This is a genomic window from Micromonospora sp. NPDC050695 (assembly GCF_040654415.1).
GTDB lineage: Bacteria > Actinomycetota > Actinomycetes > Mycobacteriales > Micromonosporaceae > Micromonospora.
In genome coordinates this window covers 24,685-41,912 of sequence record NZ_JBFAHZ010000018.1, presented here as the reverse complement: position 1 = coordinate 41,912, position 17,228 = coordinate 24,685, and the positions used below count along the sequence as shown (strand labels likewise).

The window sequence follows — 17,228 nt, the reverse complement described above, 5'->3', positions numbered from 1 at the left end:
ACAGACAGACCGAAGCGCCGGCGCCCACCTCACGTGGGCACCGGCGCTTCGTCGTCACACCGTCAGTTGTCGGGCTGACCCGGCCGGTCCTCCAGATCCGCGGAACCCGCCGAACTGGTCGGCTTACCGGCCTCCCCGGTCGGCACGCTCGGCGTGTCCGGTCGGTCGCTGGTCGGCGGCGTCGACTCCCCGTCCAACAGGGCGGTCAGCGCGGCCCCGGTGATCCGCCGGAACGTCCGACCGACCCGCTGACGGTCCAGCACCGCCACCTCAAGCTGGTTCGCGGCGATCGTCCGGGCGGCACCGCCCTCCCCACCGACGGTGCTCAACGCCTGCACCGCCACCTTCGCCGCCTCGGCGAGCGACATGTCCGGCCGGTGGTTGGACTTCAACACGCCGGTGATCGCCTCGGCCTGCCCACCCATCGCCATCCGCCCCGGCTCGTCGTTGACCGAACCGTCGTAGGTGAGCCGGTACAACTCGTCGTCGGCGGGTGTCGGCCCGACCTCCGCCACGCAGATCTCCACCTCGAACGGCTTCGACTGCTCCGTGAAGATCGCACCCAGGGTCTGCGCGAACGCGTTGGCCAGGGCCCGGCCGGTCACGTCCCGACGGTCGTAACTGAGCCCGTTCAGATCCGCCATCCGCACACCGGCGCGACGCAGATTCTCGAACTCGTTGTACCGGCCCACCGCGGCGAACCCGATCCGGTCGTAGATCTCACTGACCTTGTGCAGGGCACTGGAGAGGTTCTCCGCGACGAAGAGCACCCCGCCGGCGTAGCTCAGGACCACCGCGCTGCGGCCCCGGGCGATGCCCTTACGGGCCAGCTCGGAACGGTCGCGCATGATCTGTTCGGGCGAGGCGTAGAACTGCATGGCCACGGCGGCGGTTCTCCTAACGGCGCTGTGCTGACGACTGCTGGCTGGTGGGGGTGGGCGCGGCTCAACCGCCCGGATTCTCCATCCGACCGGCGACCACGCCCTCGGCGATCGTCGCCGTCTCGGCGTCGATGAGCCGGTGGGTGCCCTCGGCGGTCGCGGTCATCACCACCGGGTAGATCCGCCGGGTCAGGTCCGGGCCACCGGTCGCGGTGTCGTCGTCGGCCGCGTCGTAGAGCGCCTCGACCGCGAGCCGGGTCGCGTCCGCGACGGACAACCCGGCCCGGAACCGCTTCTTCAGCGCGGACTTGGCGAACAGCGACCCGGAACCGATCGCGTCGTAACCGGTCTCCTCGTACGGGCCACCCGTCACGTCGAAGCTGAAGATCCGACCGGCCTTCGCCGGATCGGCGGCGGCCAGGTCAAAGCCGGCGAAGAGCGGCACCACGGCCAGCCCCTGCATGGCCGCGCCCAGATTGCCCCGGATCATCGAGGCCAACCGGTTGGCCTTGCCGTCCAGCGAGAGCATCGCGCCCTCGATCTTCTCGTAGTGCTCCAGCTCCACCTGGAACAGTCGCATCAGCTCGATACCGATGCCCGCGGTGCCCGCGATACCGACCAGCGAGTACGCGTCGGCCGGGTGCACCTTCTCGATGTCACGCTGGGCGATCAGGTTGCCCATGGTGGCCCGCCGGTCGCCCGCCATCACCACACCGTCGACGGCCGCGATGGCCACGATGGTGGTCGCGTGCGGCGCCAGGTCGGCGGCCATGCCCGGCGGCAGCGGTCGCCGACCGGGCAGCATCTCGGGTGCCACCCGGCTCAGAAACGTCGTGAAGGAGGACGTCCCCGCGTTGGTGAACACATCTGGTAGACGCCCGGATGGATCAAAGCCCGCTGCCACGTGGTTCCTCTCAGGTACGTGATCGCCCTGGCCAGCCTCGTGGGACTGTCACGGAACTGGCCAAGACCACCGTTGCAGTTGAAGCAGAGTATCCCGCGCACCCATCCGGTGCGATGATCGTGGTCCAGATGTTGCGGGTCCGCGCCGCCGCAGATCGCGCAGACCCCGCCCTGCTCGGCCAGGAGCTCCTGAAACTCCTTCTCCCCGACGCCGTACCGCCGCCGCAGGTGATACTCGCGGTTACCCCCGTACAGGCGCTCTTTCGTCTCTTTGGTCTTGGTGTTGTGGCAGGGCTTGCAGTAGGTGGCGCAGCCGGACGTGTCCGCCCGGTTGCGGGGGAAGGCATCGAACGGCTCGACCGCGTCGCAGGCCGGACAGTGCTTGTGCCCCTCCGGCACGACGCGACCTCCGCGCACCTCGCGGCCAAACTCGGCTCTCACCCGCCGCGCGTAGCTCGCCTTGGATCGCTCGTTGAAGCAGAGCTTGCAGTAGCTACCCCGCCCGCCCGGCCTCTTGGAGCTCACACAGAACTGATCGAACGCCTTCCATTCGCCGCAATCTCGGCAGCGACGGAGCCCGTCACGATCATCGCTCGCTTTAGCCATGTCCGAATTACCCTATATGTTCACTGACCTCCTTTTTGAACGTAGCCCCTCACAAACTCTTCTGCGTTTTCTTCGAGGATCTCGTCGATCACGTCGAGGAGGTCCTTGGTGCTTTCGGTGGTCTTGGAGTGCCGCTCGGCCACCTCGGGGTTGGCCTCGGTGACGACGTCCTCGATCTCCTCGCCCTGGCGGGACTTGCCGGACTGCGACTGACCGCCGCTGTCATGAGTGGCCATAGCTGTCTCCTCCACGATCGTCTGCGATGAACTTACCTCGCACGGACGACGAAAAGCCCGCCACGCGCCGGCTCGCGGCACATGACGGGCTTTCGGGCCCGTGCTCAGCCGCCGGTCAGCGTCTCCAGGAGGTCCTTGGCGCTGGCGCAGCGGTCGAACAGCGCCCCGACGTGCGCGCGGGTGCCCCGCTCCGGCTCCATCATCGGCACCCGGACGAGCGACTCCCGACCCACGTCGAAGATCACCGAATCCCAGCTGGCGGCGACCACCTCGGAGGCGTACTGGGCCAGACAGCGGCCCCGGAAGTAGGCCCGGGTGTCCTCCGGGGGCTCGGTCATCGCCGAGCGCGTCTCGTCGTCGGTGAGCAGCGTCTTCATCGCCCCCCGGGTGACCAGCCGATTGTAGAGGCCCTTCTCCGGCCGGACGTCGGAATACTGCAGGTCGACCAGCTGGAGCTTGTGCGAGCCCCAGCCGAGCTTCTCGCGTTCCCGGTAGCCCTCCAGCAGCCGCAGCTTGGCCACCCAGTCTAGTTCGTCGGCGCAGAGCATCGGGTCGCGGCCGAGCCGGTCGAGGACGCTCTCCCAGCGGTCGAGCACGTCCACGGTCTGCTCGTCGGCGTCGGTGCCGTACCGGTCGTCGACAAAGGACCGGGCCCGCTCCAGGTACGCCCACTGCAGGTCGAGGGCGGTGAGCCGGCGGCCGTCGCGCAGCCGCATCAGGTGCGACAGGGCGGGGTCGTGGCTGACCGCGCGCAGCTCGCTGACCGGGTCGGCGATGCCCAGGTCGGCGCCGAGCGCCTTCTCCTCGATCATGGTGAGGATCAACGCGGTGGTGCCGACCTTGAGGTAGGTGGAGATCTCGGAGAGGTTGGCGTCGCCGATGATGACGTGCAGTCGGCGGTACTTGTCGGCGTCGGCGTGCGGCTCGTCGCGGGTGTTGATGATCGGCCGCTTGAGGGTGGTTTCCAGGCCCACCTCGACTTCGAAGAAGTCGGCGCGTTGGGAGATCTGGAAGCCGCTCTGCCCGCCGTCCTGGCCGATGCCGACGCGGCCGGCGCCGCAGACGATCTGCCGGGTGACGAAGAACGGCGTCAGGTACGCCACGATGTCGGCGAACGGCGTCTGCCGGCGCATCAGGTAGTTCTCGTGGGCGCCGTAGCTGGCGCCCTTGTTGTCGGTGTTGTTCTTGTACAGACGGATCGGGTGGCTGCCGGGGATGGTGGCGGCACGGCGGGACGCCTCGGCCATCACCCGCTCCCCGGCCTTGTCCCAGCGCACGATGTCGCGAGGGGTGGTGACCTCGGGGGTGGAGTATTCGGGGTGGGCGTGGTCGACGTAGAGGCGTGCGCCGTTGGTGAGGATCACGTTGGCCAGGCCGAGGTCCTCGTCCGCGAGGGCCTCGGCCGGGTCGTAGAGCGCGCCGGAGTAGGTGAAGCCGCGGGCGTCGCGCAGCGGCGACTCTTCCTCGTAGTCCCAGCGGGCCCGCCCGCCTCGGTTGAGTTCGGGGCGGGCCCCGTAGGCGTTGACCACCTGCGATGAGGTGACCATCGGGTTGGCTCCGGCCTGGCCGGGAACGGAGATGCCGTACTCGACCTCGGTGCCCATGATCCGACGTACCGTCATGCGACCACTCGCTTCGCTCGCCCCACGGAGCCGGCGTGCCCGCCGCTCACACCATCGAGACTAGTCTGCGTGGTGGCCGACCGCGCGGCCCCGCCGGTCGGCGCGGCGCGTTACCGCGCCGTGGCGGGCTTGAGTGGCACCAGGGTCAGGCCGTCGCGCAGGGTCGGGTCTGCCGTGAGCGCGCCGTCGATGGCCCGCTGGGCAGCCGGGTCGGCGACGATGAGGCGCAGCGGGCGGGGAACGCGGCGCAGGATCTCCGCGGTCCGGGCGGGTTCGTCGTAGATCCGGAAGTAGATGCCGGGTTCGGTCTGGCCGCTGGTGCCCTGCATGGCGGAGAGGAAGATCGACTCCCGGTAGCCCTGGAGGCCCTGCTTGTCCACGACGAGGGTGACGGTGCCGGGGATCGCCGGGTAGTTGCGGTAGGCGATGGAGGTGACCGACGCGGAGCGGGTGATGTTCCGGACGTCCCGGCTGGCCCAGTCCTTCGCCCACGTGCCGTTGCTGCCGGTGCGGTGGAAGTAGCCGCCGGTCCAGCCGAGCACGCCGGTGCCGGCGAGCACCGCGAGCGTCACGAGGGCGGCGGTGGCGACGGCGGGGAGGGTGCCGGTGATGGGGCGTCGCCGTGGCTCGGAGTCGGTGCTCTGAGCGGGCACGGGCAGCAGTCGGGCGGGTGCGGCGGCGCCGATGATGAGGACGGCGATGACCAGGTGGGCGGTCTTGCCGAAGTAGTAGGCCGGTTGGGTGCCGTTGGCCAGGTTCACGGCGGCCATGCTGGCGGAGAAGAGCAGGCCGACGCCGAGGGTGACGAGGTAGCGCCGCCAGGTGGACTCGGCGAGGTTGGTGCGGACGAGGATGGCGGCGACGACCGCGCCGAGGCCGAGCATGGTGTTGTAGGTCTCGACCGGAGGTGTGCCGCCGGGGGCGGCAAGGGCCTCGCTCTGGCCGGCGACGAGCAGGCCGAGCAGGGGGATCAGCGGGGCCAGCGCCGCGGTGGGCACGGCGATGGCGGCGACGGTGCCGGGGCGGGCGCGAAGTCGGCGCCGGTCGGCGATGAGCCAGCAGAGAACCATGGCGCCGGTCGGGAAGAGGAAGAGGTAGTAGCTGAAGCCGATGCCGATGAGCAGCGCCCCGACGAGCAGGAGTTGTTCGCGCAGCCGGTTGAGGGGGCGGACGACGAGGGCGACGAGGATCGCGGACAGGCTGAGCCCGAAGGTCTCGCTGGGGTAGCCGGCGACGAGCAGGCGGGGCAGTTCGGTGCCGAGGGCCAGGGCGGTGACGGCGACGATGAGGACCAGGCGGCGCAGCGGGTGCAGGGGGCCGGCGACGTGCTGGGCGGCCCAGCTGAGCGCGAGCAGCAGCCCGGCGAAGGTGAGGAGGCACCAGAGCACGTAGTGGTCCATGAGTCGCGCGCCGGTGGGTGGGTCGCCAGCGCTGCGCAGGAAGCCGTCGAGCAGGGCGGTGGTGAAGTGCCAGCCCTGCGGGTAGTGCACGAGGCCGGAGAAGATGTTCTCGCGGGCGGTGTCGGCGTCGAGGAAGAGGTAGCCGCCGAGGCGGCCGATCACGTCGAAGAGGGCGGGGTGGCGTCCGTTGTCCTCGCCGACCATGGCGAGGTTGAGTCGCTGACCGAAGGTGTCGGCCCGCAGGTAGGGGGTGGCGAGGTAGCCGGCGGCGAGGGCCGCCGCGGCGAGCGTGGCGAGGTCGGACCAGCTGGGGCGGGGCAGCCGGGGTGCGCGCTGGGACAGCACGGCGGCCAGGGTCAGGACGGTCAGCGCCAGGCCGGTGACGGGGACCGGGTGCAGGCCCCAGGGCCACACGGTGAAGAGCAGCCCGGTGGCGCAGGTGAGGCCGGCGAGCAGGGCGAGGGCGAGCATCATCCGGTCGAGCAGGGTGCGGCCGGAGCGCACCAGGCTGGCCGTGCCGAGCAGGATCACCGGGGGCAGCAGCCACGCGGCGTGTACGGCGTTCGCGGCGAACGGGACGAGCCAGCAGGCGAGCAGGATGGCGAGCAGCGGGCCGATTCCGAGGCGTCGGGCGGCTGGTGGCGCGGGCGGCTGTTCGGCCGGCCTCCGGTTGTCGGTGCCACCTGGCACTGCTGGCATTTCCATGGTGGCGTCGGCACGCACGGGAGTCCTCGTTCGGTTGGTCGGCGGAGTCGCCGCAGTCTAGCGGGAACGGGCGCGGCCGTTGGCCCGCCGGTGGGGTGGGTGTCGCACACGTGCAGCGGCGGCACCGGACGTGTCCGGTGCCGCCGCTGGGCGGTTCAGAGGTACTGGCCGGTGTTGTTGGCGGTCTCGATGGACCGGCCGGCCTCGGTGCCCTTGCCGCCGGAGACGAGCGTGCGGATGTAGACGATCCGCTCGCCCTTCTTGCCGGAGATCCGGGCCCAGTCGTCGGGGTTGGTGGTGTTGGGCAGGTCCTCGTTCTCGCGGAACTCGTCGACGCAGGAGTCGAGCAGGTGCTGCAGGCGTAGCCCCTTACGGCCGGAGGTGAGGAACTCCTTGATGGCCATCTTCTTGGCCCGGTCGACGATGTTCTGGATCATCGCGCCGGAGTTGAAGTCCTTGAAGTAGAGGACTTCCTTGTCACCGTTGGCGTAGGTGACCTCGAGGAAGCGGTTCTCCTCGGTTTCCGAGTACATCCGCAGCACCACGGCGTCGATCATGGCGGCGACGGTGGCCTGCGGGTCGGCTCCGTGTTCGGCCAGGTCGTCCGGGTGCAGGGGCAGCCCGGAGAGGATGTACTTGGAGAAGATGTCCTTGGCCGCCTCGGCGTCCGGTCGCTCGATCTTGATCTTCACGTCGAGTCGTCCGGGGCGCAGGATCGCCGGGTCGATCATGTCTTCCCGGTTGGAGGCGCCGATGACGATGACGTTCTCCAGCCCCTCCACGCCGTCGATCTCGCTGAGCAGCTGCGGAACGATGGTGTTCTCCACGTCGGAGGAGACACCGGAGCCACGGGTGCGGAAGATCGAGTCCATCTCGTCGAAGAACACGATCACCGGGGTGCCCTCGCCGGCCTTCTCCCGAGCACGCTGGAAGATCAACCGGATGTGCCGCTCGGTCTCGCCGACGTACTTGTTGAGCAGCTCGGGGCCCTTGATGTTGAGGAAGAAGCTGGTGTGCTTTTCCTTGCCCTGCCGTTCGGCGATCTTCTTGGCCAGCGAGTTGGCCACCGCCTTGGCGATCAGCGTCTTGCCGCAGCCGGGCGGGCCGTAGAGCAGGATGCCCTTGGGCGGGCGGAGTTGGTGCTCACGGAACAGTTCCGCGTGCAGGAAGGGCAGCTCCACCGCGTCGCGGATCTGCTCGATCTGTGACTGGAGGCCACCGATGTCGGAGTAGTCGACGTCGGGCACCTCCTCCAGGACCAGCTCCTCGACCTCGCTCTTCGGGATCCGCTCGTACGCGTACGCCGAGCGGGGCTCGATCATGAGCGAGTCGCCGGCCCGGATCGTCGAGCCGATGAGCGTCTCGGCGAGGTGCACGATCCGCTCCTCGTCGGAGTGGGAGACCACCAGCGCCCGGTCACCCGGCCCGCCGCCCGGACCCTCCAGGATCTCCTTGAGCATCACCACCTCGCCGACCCGCTCGTAGCCGAACGCGTCGACGATGTTGAGCGCGTCGTTGAGCAGAACCTCCTGCCCGCGGCGCAGCTCGGCCACGTCCAGCGAGGGCGAGACGGCGACGCGTAGCTTGCGGCCGCCGGTGAAGACGTCCACGGTGCCGTCGTCGTGCTTGGCCAGGAAGACGCCGTAGCCACTCGGCGGTTGCGCGAGGCGGTCGATCTCCTCCTTGAGCGTCACGATCTGCGTGCGAGCCTCTTTGAGGGTGCTCACCAGCCGGTCGTTGTTTTCGGTCAGCCGCGCCAACTGTGCCTGGGTGGCCGCCAGCCGCTCTTCGAGCTGCCGGACGTGTCGGGGGCTCTCGGTCAACTTACGCCGCACCAGGGCGAGTTCCTCTTGAAGAAACGCGACCTGCGTGGAGAGATCGTGGGCTTCCTTCTCCCACCGTGCGGCGCGCGAGTCCGCGTCGTCGCTGCGTGCTGCCACGTCCCACCTCCCCGGGGGGCTTGAACGTTCTGCCCTAACACTAGCCGCTATGAGGCCGATTCGGTCCCATGCAACACCCTCGTCACCGAACCTTGATCGCCAAGGGTGGCCCGGCGGGCCGGTACTGGCGTTCGGGTACCGTCGGAGGCTGGTACGGGAGAACATGGGGGGTGCACCGGTGGCCGAGGTCGCGACCGACCAGTTGCAGGTCTGGGTGGACCAGGATCTCTGCACGGGCGATGGGCTCTGCGTGCAGTACGCGCCGGAGGTTTTCGAGTTCGACATCGACGGCCTGGCGTACGTCAAGGGCGCCGACGGTGAGCTGCGGATGGCGCCGGGCAGTCGCGTCGACGTGCCCGAACACCTGCGACTCGAAGTGATCGACTCCGCGAAGGAGTGCCCGGGCGACTGCATCCACGTGGTGCGCGGCGACGGCGTCGAGGTCGCCGGCCCGGACGCCGAGGACTGAAGCCCACCACCGGCCGGGCCGCGCGGCCCGGCCGGTGGTGAGGGGTACGCCTCAGAGCATCGGGCGGCCGACCACCGAGGCGACGAGCCGGGCGAACTCCTCCAGGCGGGCGATCTGCCCGGCGCCACCGTCGTCGAGGGTCTTGCCGAAGCGCAGCGCGTCATGCCGCGGCGTGCCGGCCATCTCCTCGCTCGGCGGCGCCTCGTCCAGCGAGGTGAGCAGCAGGTAGACGTCGATGCTGTCGACCCGGATCTCCCCGTTCTCCAGGCGGTTGAGCCGACGCCGGCAGCCGACCTCGGTGACGGTGGACGCCGGCACCACCCGTAGCGACGAGGTCATCGACCCCGGCGGCCCCTCCCCCGGCGGCACGTCCTCGCCGTGCCAGAGGATCAGCCGGCTGCCGTCGCAGACCACGACCTCCTGCCACACGCCGTTGACCTCGTTGACGAAACGCTCCAGAGTGAAGCCGAGCACCGACGCGCCCCGCAGCACCCCGCCGAGCGCCTCCAGGGCCACGTCCGGGTCGCGCAGGTAGGCCCGCGCCGCCGATTCCAGGTCCTGGTAGGGCGACCAGTCCGGAAACACCGCGGGTAGGTCGCCGCCGCCGTAGCCCGGTCGGCTCATGCCGCCGCCTCCCCCCGCCCGGCGGGGCCGGCGCCCAGCTCGATCCGCCGGGTCACGCCGGCGCCCAGCTCGATCCGCCGGGTCACGCCGGCGCCCAGCTCGATCCGCCGGGTCACGCCGGCGCCCAGCTCCATCGTCACGGCCTGTCCATCTCCCCCGTCGCGTCGGGCTGCGCGCCGGCCGCCTGCGAGGCGGCCGCCTGCCGGGCCGCCTCCGCCGCGCGCAGGTCCTGCCGGCGCTGCGCGTACGCCTCGGTGCCCTTGCTGGGCTTGCGCCGCCGGGGCGGGGCGGTGACGCCGGGGGCGAGCTTGCGCGCGGAGACCAGGAACGCGGTGTGCGCGATCATCCGGTGGTCCGGGCGGACGGCGAGGCCCTCGGCGTGCCAGTCGCGCACCAGCGACTCCCAGGCGCGCGGCTCGGTCCAGCCACCGCGCTCGCGCAGCGCCTCGACCAGCTCGGAGAGCTGCGGTGTGGTGGCCACGTAACCGATGAACACACCGCCGGGCACCAGCGCCCGCTCGACCATGTCGAGGGTCTCCCACGGGGTCAGCATGTCCAGGATGATCCGGTCGAAACCGGTCTCCTGGCACTGTGCCACGTCGCCGACATGCAGGTTCCAGGACGGGTGCGGGCCGTTGAAGAACGCCTCCACGTTGCGCTTGGCGATCTGCGCGAAGTCGTCGCGCACCTCGAACGAGTGCAGCTCACCCTCGGTGCCGACGGCCCGCAGCAGTGAACAGCTCAGCGCGCCGGAGCCGGCACCGGCTTCGAGAACCTTCGCGCCGGGAAAGATGTCGCCCATGGCGACGATCTGCGCCGAGTCCTTCGGGTAGATCACCTGCGCGCCACGCGGCATGGAGAGCACGTAGTCCGACAGCAGCGGCCGCAGCGCCAGGAACGCCGTGCCGCCGCCGGCGGTGGTCACCACGCTGCCGTCGGGCAGCCCGATCAGCGTGTCGTGCGCCAGGATGCCCCGGTGGGTGTGGAACTCCTTGCCGGGCTCCAGCGTCACGGTGTGCATCCGCCCCTTCGGGTCGGTCAGCTGCACCCGGTCGCCGGGCCGGAAGGGCCCACGGTGCACGGGTGTCAGCGCCGGGGTGGCGGCGTCGGCCGGGACGGTGGAGGACGTTGCGGTCACGATGTCATCTTCCGGTTGGGTTCGAGGAGCTGTGCCAGGTCCCCGATGTGCAGAATGCCGACGACATCTTCGCCTGACGTCACCACGTACTGCGCGCCCGGGTGGGTCTGTACGGCATCCATCACCCGCTCCCCGTCGAGCCCGGCCGCGAGGGTGGGCAGCGCGCCCAGCGACCGGGCGACGGCGTCGACCGCCAGCCAGGGGCGTCGCTCGGCGGGCACCGCCTCGGCGGCGGCCGGGTCGACCAGCGCGACCGGCCGGCCGGTGGAGTCGGTGACCAGCAGCGCGGCGCCGGGCTGTCCCGCCTCGGCGCGGCGGCGTTGCGCCTCGGCCAGCGGCGTGCCGGTGGGCACCGGCCAGACCGGTCGGGCCAGCCGGGACAGGTCGATCAGCGGGAACCGTCGGCTGACCCGGGCGGCGCGGATGGCCTGCCCGGCGCCGCGCCACAGGGTGAAGGCGACCAGCAGCATCAGGGGCAGCGCCAACGGCGCGAGGTAGTCGGCGAGGGTGAGCAGCAGAACCACGGCGGCGGTGCCGACGGCGACCGCCCGTCCCGCCCAGCCGGCGACTTCGGTGCCACGGTGCCGGTCGCGGGTCAGCCCCCAGACCAGGGCGCGCAGTGCCCGTCCGCCGTCGAGCGGCAGCCCGGGCAGGCTGTTGAACACCGCGACGATGACGTTGCTCACGGCGAGCTGCAGGGCGAGCTGGTGGGCGACGGTCCGTTCGGGCAGCGCGACGGTGGCGGCGACGGCGAGGACGCCGAGCACCGCGGAGACCGCCGGGCCGGCCAGCGACACCAGCAGGTCGACGCGGGGTGACGGGGCGTCGCGGTCCATCTCGGTGTAGCCGCCGAGCAGTTCCAGGGTGATGCCGCGCACACCGATGCCGTAGTGCCGGGCGGTGAGCGCGTGGCCCAGCTCGTGCAGCAGCACCGAGCCGAGCAGCGACACCACGAACCCGAAACCGATCAGGTAGCCGGCGAGCTGTGGCAGGTCCAGCTGGCGGCGGGCGAATTCGGCGTACAGCACGGCGACGAGCACCGCGAGCAGGACCATCGAGCCGTTGAGGTGCAGCGGCACACCGAACACGCGTCCCACGCTCAGGCCGGGACGCCGGTCGGGCCGGCGCGACGGGCGGGATGTCTGCTCCATCGCAACGATGCTACGGACCGGTGCCGCCCGGGGCGGGTGGCGGTGGGTGTCACACCGGTGCCCTAACCTTTGCCGACATGACGGCGGAACCGGTCACCACCACCCAGTCCCCCCTACCGGCGCAGGTCCCGCCGACGGTGCGGGCGTCGCTGTCCCCGTCGCGGGCGGCCGATTTCAAGACCTGCCCCCTGCTCTACCGGTTCCGCAGCATCGACCGGCTGCCCGAGCGCACCACCGTCGAGCAGGCCCGGGGCACGTTGGTGCACGCGGTGTTGGAGCGCCTGTTCGACCTGCCGGCCGTCGGGCGTACGCCGGCGGCGGCCGGCGACCTGGTGGCCCCCCAGTGGGACCGGCTGGTCACCGAACAGCCCGACCTGGCCGAGCTGTTCGACGGGTCGGAGCCGGCCGGGCCGGTGGAGTTCCTGCGCTCGGCGGCGGGGCTGCTGGAGGGTTACTTCGCGGTGGAGGATCCGACCCGGCTGGAGCCGGCCGAACGGGAGAGTCTGATCTCCGCGGTGGTCGACGAGGAACTGCTGATCCGCGGTTACCTCGACCGGCTCGACGTGGCCCCGGACGGCGCGTTGCGGGTGGTCGACTACAAGACCGGTGGCGCTCCGCGGGAGGCGTTCGAGGCGCGGGCATTGTTCCAGTTGAAGTTCTACGCGCTGGTGCTGTGGCGCACCCGCGGCGTGGTGCCCCGGGTGCTGCGGCTGCTCTACCTGCGCGACGCCGAGGTGTTGGACTACACGCCGGACGCCGACGAGTTGGTGCGCTTCGAGCGCACGGTCGTGGCGTTGTGGCGGGCGATCGAGCAGGCCACCGCCCGGCAGGACTTCCGGCCCCGGCCCAGCCGGCTCTGCGACTGGTGCAGCCACCAGGCGCTGTGCCCGAGCTTCGGCGGCACTCCGCCACCGTTCCCGGTCGCGGCGGCGGGCGCCGACCCGCTGCGCGACGCCCGGTCCGCTCCGGTGACGCCCGGCACCGACGAGTGACCCACCGGTAGCCGGGTCCGCGCGCCGTCGACCGGGTGGCGTCCGGCGCCCACCGGAGCCGGCCTCGCGACCGGACCCGACCGGATCGGTGCCACGCCGATCGGGACAGGGCGCCGGGTCCGTCTCTACCGCGGTCCACGACGCACCGGCCCGCGTACGGGAGGATGACCGGTGCGGCGGCACGGCGTGAGCGGGACGGGAGACGAGATGACCGATCGGGTGGCCTCGGCGCGGCCGGTGCGGATCCTGCTCGCCGACGACCAACCGCTGCTGCGGACCGGCTTCCGGATGGTGCTCGGCACCGAGGGCGACCTGGACGTGGTGGCCGAGGCCGGCGACGGCGTGGAGGCGGTGGAGCTGGCCCGTCGGCTGCTGCCCGACGTCGTGCTGATGGACATCCGGATGCCGCGGATGGACGGGGTGGCCGCGACCCGGGCGATCGTCGACGCCCGGCTGCCGGTGCGGGTGCTGGTGCTGACCACGTTCGACCTGGACGAGTACGTGGTGGGCGCGTTGCGGGCCGGTGCCAGCGGGTTCCTGGCCAAGGACGTGCCGGCCGAGGAGTTGATCGCGGCGATCCGGACGGTCGCCGGTGGGGACGCGGTGGTGACACCGCGGATCCTGCGGCGGCTGCTGGACCGTTTCGCCGAGCTGCTGCCCGATCCGGCGCGGACACCGTCGGCGGCCCTCGACGCGCTCACCGACCGGGAACGCGAGGTGCTGGTGCAGATGGCGCGCGGGTTGTCCAACGCCGAGATCGCCGCGGTGCTGTCGGTCAGCGAGACCACCATCAAGACCCACGTCGGGCACCTGTTGACCAAGCTGCGGCTGCGGGACCGGGTGCAGGCGGTGGTGCTGGCGTACGAGTCGGGGCTGGTCCGCCCGCGGGCGTAGCCGCGCCGGGCCGGAATACCTCACCCGGCGTACCCGAAGATCCCTCCGTGGGGTGACGGCCGCCGTTGCCGCCGTCACCTACCGTGACCGGAGACGGTCTGGCGGGGTTGACCCTCCTGTGACGTGAGGGGGCAGGCTCGCGAAACACGCTCGACCGACCATCGGGTCAGGGGCAACCCTGATCCGGCATGGGGGTGCACCCGCAGCGGGAAATCCGCGCCGAGTCCCCCCAGGGGCGGACGGGACGGGCGTGTGCGGCACCGATGATTGAACAGTCGCGCCGGACCATCGGGGGCGGCGTGCATTTTCGGACAGACGGAAGAGGTAGATGACGTGACCGCGACGGTAGGCCAGCAGGCGCAGGCCGCGGCCCGGGCGAACGACGTGTGGAAGGTGTACGGCAGCGGCGAGGCTCAGGTCATCGCGCTGCGGGGGGTCAGCGCCGAGTTCGAACGTGGCCGCTTCACCGCGATCATGGGCCCGTCGGGTTCCGGCAAGTCGACGCTGATGCACTGCCTGGCCGGCCTGGACTCGGTGACCCGGGGGACGGTGTCGATCGGTGAGACGACGGTCACCGGGCTGGGCGACGGCGGGTTGACGAAGTTGCGCCGCGACAAGGTCGGGTTCATCTTCCAGCAGTTCAACCTGCTGCCCACGCTCACCGCGAAGGAGAACATCCTGCTGCCGTTGTCGATCGCCGGGCGCAAGCCGGACCCGGCCTGGTACGACACGGTGATCGACACGGTGGGTCTGCGGGACCGGTTGGACCACCGGCCGGCACAGCTCTCCGGCGGGCAGCAGCAGCGGGTGGCGTGCGCGCGGGCGCTGGTCTCCCGCCCCGAGGTGATCTTCGCCGACGAGCCGACCGGCAACCTGGACTCGCGTTCCGGCGCGGAGGTGCTGGGTTTCCTGCGCAACTCGGTACGCGAGCACGGCCAGACCATCGTCATGGTCACCCACGACCCGACGGCCGCCGCGTACGCCGACCGGGTGGTCTTCCTCGCCGACGGGCAGATCGTGTCGGAGCTGATCGAGCCGACGGCCGACACGGTGCTGGACACCATGAAGAAGCTGGACACTCCGGCCGAGGTGGGCAACTGATGTTCCGGGCGACACTGAAGAGTTTGCTGGCCCGCAAGGTCCGGCTGATCCTGTCCGGGTTGGCGGTGGTGCTCGGGGTCATGTTCGTGTCGGGTGCCTTCGTGCTCACCGACACGCTGGGCCGCTCCTTCGACTCGGTCTTCGCCGACGGCTTCTCCGAGATCGACGTGAACGTCGCGGCGAAGCCGAAGGTCGAGATCAGCGAGTTGGAGGGCGAGCAGACCGCCTCCCCGCTGCCGGCCGCCGTGGTGGACCGGGTCACGCAGGTGCCGGGGGTCGCCTCGGCGACGGGCATCGTCAACGCCGACGGTGCCCGGGTGATCGGCAGCAACGGCAAGGTGGTGACCTCGTTCGGTCCGCCCCAGTTGGGTGAGAACTGGACCGGCGAGAGCGACCTGCTGCAACTGCGGGAGGGACGCGCTCCGCAGGCCGAGGACGAGATCGTCATCAACCGGGCGTTGGCCACCACGGCGAAGGTGCAGGTTGGCCAGAAGGTCGGCGTGCTGACCGCGTTCGAGTCGAAGAAGCGCGAGTTCACCCTGGTCGGCGTCGCCGGTTACAGCGGTGACCGGGACTCGATCGGCGGGGTCAACGAGGTCTTCTTCACCACGCCGGTGGCGCAGCGGCTGATGCTGGGCGAGCCGGACACGTTCAGCAGCGTCACGGTGCGCGCCGCGGACGGCGTGTCGGACGAGGCGCTGCGCGACGACGTGGCCCGCACCCTGGGTGCCGACTTCGAGGTGAAGACCGGCGAACAGGTGGCCGCGGACGCCTCGGCCAGCCTGAAGGAGGGTCTGTCGTTCTTCAACAAGATCCTGCTCGGCTTCGCCGCGGTGGCGCTGCTGGTCGGCACCTTCCTGATCCTCAACACCTTCTCCATCATCGTGGCGCAGCGCACCCGGGAGTTGGCGTTGATGCGTGCCATCGGCGCCAGCGGTCGGCAGATCATCGGCTCGGTGGTGCTGGAGGCCATCGCGGTCGGGTTGATCGCGTCGGTGCTCGGCCTGGCCGCCGGCATCGGTGTGGGCGCGCTGCTGGCGTTCCTGTTCGGCAAGCTGGCCGGTGGGCTCACCCTCGCCGGGATCGGTGTGCCGGCGGCGGCGGTGATCGGCTCGTTCGCCGTCGGTCTGGTGATCACGGTGGTGGCGGCGTTGCTGCCGGCGCTGCGGGCGTCGCGGATCCCGCCGATCGCAGCGATGCAGGACGTGGCCACCCCGGACCGGCCGTTGACCAAGGTCACGGTGGCCGGGTCGCTGGTCACCGGCATCGGCGCGGTGCTGCTCTTCCTGGGTCTCAGCGGCAACGCGGGCGGGCAGACCCTGGCGACCATCCTGGGTGGGGTGCTGTTCGCGTTCATCGGCGTGGCGCTGCTGACCCCGCTGATCAGCCGGCCGGTGGTGAGTCTGCTCGGCGCGATCTTCTCCTGGTCGGTGCCGGGCAAGTTGGGCCGGCTCAACTCCGGGCGCAACCCGCGCCGTACGGCGATCACCGCGGCGGCGCTGATGGTCGGCATCGCGCTGGTCACCGGCGTCACGGTGATCCTCGACTCGGCCAAGGGCAGCCTCAGCGCGCTCGCCCAGGACACCATCAAGGCCGAGCTGGTGATCTCCGGGCAGCAGGGCGGTCCGCGTCCGCCGAGCTTCGACCCGGGCGTACTGGACCGGACCAAGGCCCTGCCCGGTGTGCAGCTGGTCGACGGCGAGTACGGCGACATGGCGAGGATCGACGGCGAGAGCACCTGGGTCACGGCGAGCAGCGACATCGCGTCCCTGCGGCAGATCTTCGGCGCGAAGGCCACCGCCGGTGACATCGACCGGCTCGGGCCGACCCAGATGCTGGCCAGTTCGGACACGGCCACGTCGCGGGGCTGGTCGGTGGGCTCGACGGTGAACGTGCAGCTGACCCGGGGTGAGGCGCGCACGTACACGGTCAGCGGCATCTACGAGTCGACGCAGTTGACGAACCCGGTGACGCTGCCGGCGACGGCGGCGAAGGACTTCGCCATCCCGCAGCCCATCCAGGCCTTCATCCAGCTGGCCCCCGGCGCCCGGGTGGCCGACGTGCAGCCGCAGGTGGAGACGCTGCTCGCGGACAGCCCCGAGGTGTCGGTGGCCGACCGGGACGCGTTCATCAAGCAGCAGACCAGTCAGCTCGACGGGCTGCTCACGATGATCCAGATCCTGTTGGCGTTGGCCATCGTGATCGCCGTGCTCGGCATCATCAACACCCTCGCGCTGTCGGTGCTGGAGCGGACCCGCGAGTTGGGTCTGCTGCGGGCGATCGGCCTGCGCCGTGGTCAGACGATGGGCATGATCACCGTGGAGGCGGTGGTGATCTCGGTGTTCGGCGCGCTGCTCGGCGTGGCGGTCGGCACCGGACTCGGCGCCGCGGTGGTCGAGGCGCTCAAGGACGAGGGCATCACCGATCTGATCCTGCCGTGGGGGCAGATGGGTGTGTTCCTCGGTCTCGCCGCCGTCATCGGTGTGGTGGCCGCGGTGCTCCCGGCCGTGCGGGCCGCCCGGATCAACGTCCTGGGCGCCATCGCCCACGACTGAGTGCCCGGCAG

Annotated in this window: 16 protein-coding genes; 5 read left to right on the top strand and 11 right to left on the bottom strand. The window is 70.9% G+C overall.

Features of this window, described 5'->3' with window-relative positions; translation table 11 throughout:
- Positions 1–62 precede the first annotated feature (62 nt).
- The 7 genes from prcA to arc form a co-directional block, all read right to left on the bottom strand.
- Entirely contained in the window at positions 63–884 is an 822-nt protein-coding gene (prcA, locus tag AB0H52_RS16300) for a proteasome subunit alpha (RefSeq protein WP_151488942.1), read from the bottom strand.
- Positions 885–945: 61 nt separating this feature from the next.
- Positions 946–1,785, bottom strand: a complete 840-nt coding sequence (gene prcB, locus AB0H52_RS16295) for a proteasome subunit beta (protein WP_192580184.1) — start codon at positions 1,783–1,785, stop codon at positions 946–948.
- A complete protein-coding gene (locus AB0H52_RS16290; RefSeq protein WP_151488944.1) occupies positions 1,704–2,390 on the bottom strand; it encodes an endonuclease VII domain-containing protein in 687 nt (228 codons plus the stop codon). The genes prcB and AB0H52_RS16290 overlap by 82 nt, the downstream gene beginning before the upstream one ends.
- 20 nt (positions 2,391–2,410) lie before the next feature.
- Complete coding sequence (locus AB0H52_RS16285; protein WP_151488945.1) at positions 2,411–2,626, bottom strand: ubiquitin-like protein Pup; 216 nt, start codon at positions 2,624–2,626, stop codon at positions 2,411–2,413.
- A gap of 104 nt (positions 2,627–2,730) precedes the next feature.
- Positions 2,731–4,248, bottom strand: coding sequence for a depupylase/deamidase Dop (gene dop / locus AB0H52_RS16280; RefSeq protein ID WP_151488946.1), 1,518 nt, complete (start codon positions 4,246–4,248; stop codon positions 2,731–2,733).
- 110 nt (positions 4,249–4,358) lie between these two features.
- On the bottom strand, positions 4,359–6,347 hold the full coding sequence (locus AB0H52_RS16275) for a hypothetical protein (RefSeq protein WP_357948209.1): 1,989 nt from the start codon (positions 6,345–6,347) through the stop codon (positions 4,359–4,361).
- A 161-nt stretch (positions 6,348–6,508) separates the two neighbouring features.
- The gene (gene arc, locus AB0H52_RS16270; RefSeq protein WP_151488948.1) at positions 6,509–8,293 is read right to left on the bottom strand and encodes a proteasome ATPase; all 1,785 of its coding nucleotides are present in this window, start codon (positions 8,291–8,293) and stop codon (positions 6,509–6,511) included.
- A 178-nt stretch (positions 8,294–8,471) separates the two neighbouring features.
- Between arc and AB0H52_RS16265 the strand changes: the two genes are divergently transcribed.
- A complete protein-coding gene (locus tag AB0H52_RS16265; RefSeq protein ID WP_074309704.1) occupies positions 8,472–8,762 on the top strand; it encodes a ferredoxin in 291 nt (96 codons plus the stop codon).
- Positions 8,763–8,813: 51 nt separating this feature from the next.
- Here AB0H52_RS16265 and AB0H52_RS16260 read toward each other — a convergent pair whose 3' ends face one another.
- Genes AB0H52_RS16260 through AB0H52_RS16245 form a run of 4 tightly spaced genes read right to left on the bottom strand, consistent with a single transcriptional unit; the run spans position 8,814 to position 11,675 of the window.
- A complete protein-coding gene (locus AB0H52_RS16260) occupies positions 8,814–9,386 on the bottom strand; it encodes a hypothetical protein (protein ID WP_357948206.1) in 573 nt (190 codons plus the stop codon).
- Positions 9,383–9,526: a hypothetical protein gene (locus AB0H52_RS16255; protein ID WP_192580185.1), complete on the bottom strand. Its 144-nt coding sequence runs from the start codon at positions 9,524–9,526 to the stop codon at positions 9,383–9,385. Before AB0H52_RS16255 ends, AB0H52_RS16260 begins: the two co-directional genes overlap by 4 nt.
- Positions 9,523–10,476 carry a tRNA (adenine-N1)-methyltransferase gene (locus tag AB0H52_RS16250; protein WP_278126925.1) on the bottom strand — a complete coding sequence of 318 codons (954 nt, stop codon included), beginning with the start codon at positions 10,474–10,476 and terminating at the stop codon, positions 9,523–9,525. Before AB0H52_RS16250 ends, AB0H52_RS16255 begins: the two co-directional genes overlap by 4 nt.
- Before the next feature lie 44 nt (positions 10,477–10,520).
- Positions 10,521–11,675, bottom strand: a complete 1,155-nt coding sequence (locus AB0H52_RS16245) for a M50 family metallopeptidase (protein ID WP_151488950.1) — start codon at positions 11,673–11,675, stop codon at positions 10,521–10,523.
- 77 nt (positions 11,676–11,752) lie between these two features.
- Between AB0H52_RS16245 and AB0H52_RS16240 the strand changes: the two genes are divergently transcribed.
- The 4 genes from AB0H52_RS16240 (at position 11,753) to AB0H52_RS16225 (ending at position 17,217) form a co-directional block, all read left to right on the top strand.
- Positions 11,753–12,667 carry a PD-(D/E)XK nuclease family protein gene (locus AB0H52_RS16240; protein ID WP_151488951.1) on the top strand — a complete coding sequence of 305 codons (915 nt, stop codon included), beginning with the start codon at positions 11,753–11,755 and terminating at the stop codon, positions 12,665–12,667.
- A 207-nt stretch (positions 12,668–12,874) separates the two neighbouring features.
- Complete coding sequence (locus tag AB0H52_RS16235) at positions 12,875–13,561, top strand: response regulator transcription factor (RefSeq protein ID WP_278122719.1); 687 nt, start codon at positions 12,875–12,877, stop codon at positions 13,559–13,561.
- 333 nt (positions 13,562–13,894) lie between these two features.
- Entirely contained in the window at positions 13,895–14,662 is a 768-nt protein-coding gene (locus AB0H52_RS16230; RefSeq protein WP_151488953.1) for an ABC transporter ATP-binding protein, read from the top strand.
- Complete coding sequence (locus tag AB0H52_RS16225) at positions 14,662–17,217, top strand: FtsX-like permease family protein (RefSeq protein ID WP_357948200.1); 2,556 nt, start codon at positions 14,662–14,664, stop codon at positions 17,215–17,217. The genes AB0H52_RS16230 and AB0H52_RS16225 overlap by 1 nt, the downstream gene beginning before the upstream one ends.
- Positions 17,218–17,228: the final 11 nt, after the last annotated feature.

What these genes read in the sequence shown, in the direction of transcription:
- AB0H52_RS16290 (WP_151488944.1), bottom strand. Translation starts at nt 2,390, where the DNA reads ATGGCTAAAGCGAGCGATGATCGTGACGGGCTCCGTCGCTGCCGAGAT.
- AB0H52_RS16285 (WP_151488945.1), bottom strand. Translation starts at nt 2,626, where the DNA reads ATGGCCACTCATGACAGCGGCGGTCAGTCGCAGTCCGGCAAGTCCCGC.
- dop (WP_151488946.1), bottom strand. Translation starts at nt 4,248, where the DNA reads ATGACGGTACGTCGGATCATGGGCACCGAGGTCGAGTACGGCATCTCC.
- AB0H52_RS16275 (WP_357948209.1), bottom strand. Translation starts at nt 6,347, where the DNA reads ATGCCAGCAGTGCCAGGTGGCACCGACAACCGGAGGCCGGCCGAACAG.
- AB0H52_RS16260 (WP_357948206.1), bottom strand. Translation starts at nt 9,386, where the DNA reads ATGAGCCGACCGGGCTACGGCGGCGGCGACCTACCCGCGGTGTTTCCG.
- AB0H52_RS16245 (WP_151488950.1), bottom strand. Translation starts at nt 11,675, where the DNA reads ATGGAGCAGACATCCCGCCCGTCGCGCCGGCCCGACCGGCGTCCCGGC.
- AB0H52_RS16240 (WP_151488951.1), top strand. Translation starts at nt 11,753, where the DNA reads ATGACGGCGGAACCGGTCACCACCACCCAGTCCCCCCTACCGGCGCAG.
- AB0H52_RS16235 (WP_278122719.1), top strand. Translation starts at nt 12,875, where the DNA reads ATGACCGATCGGGTGGCCTCGGCGCGGCCGGTGCGGATCCTGCTCGCC.
- AB0H52_RS16225 (WP_357948200.1), top strand. Translation starts at nt 14,662, where the DNA reads ATGTTCCGGGCGACACTGAAGAGTTTGCTGGCCCGCAAGGTCCGGCTG.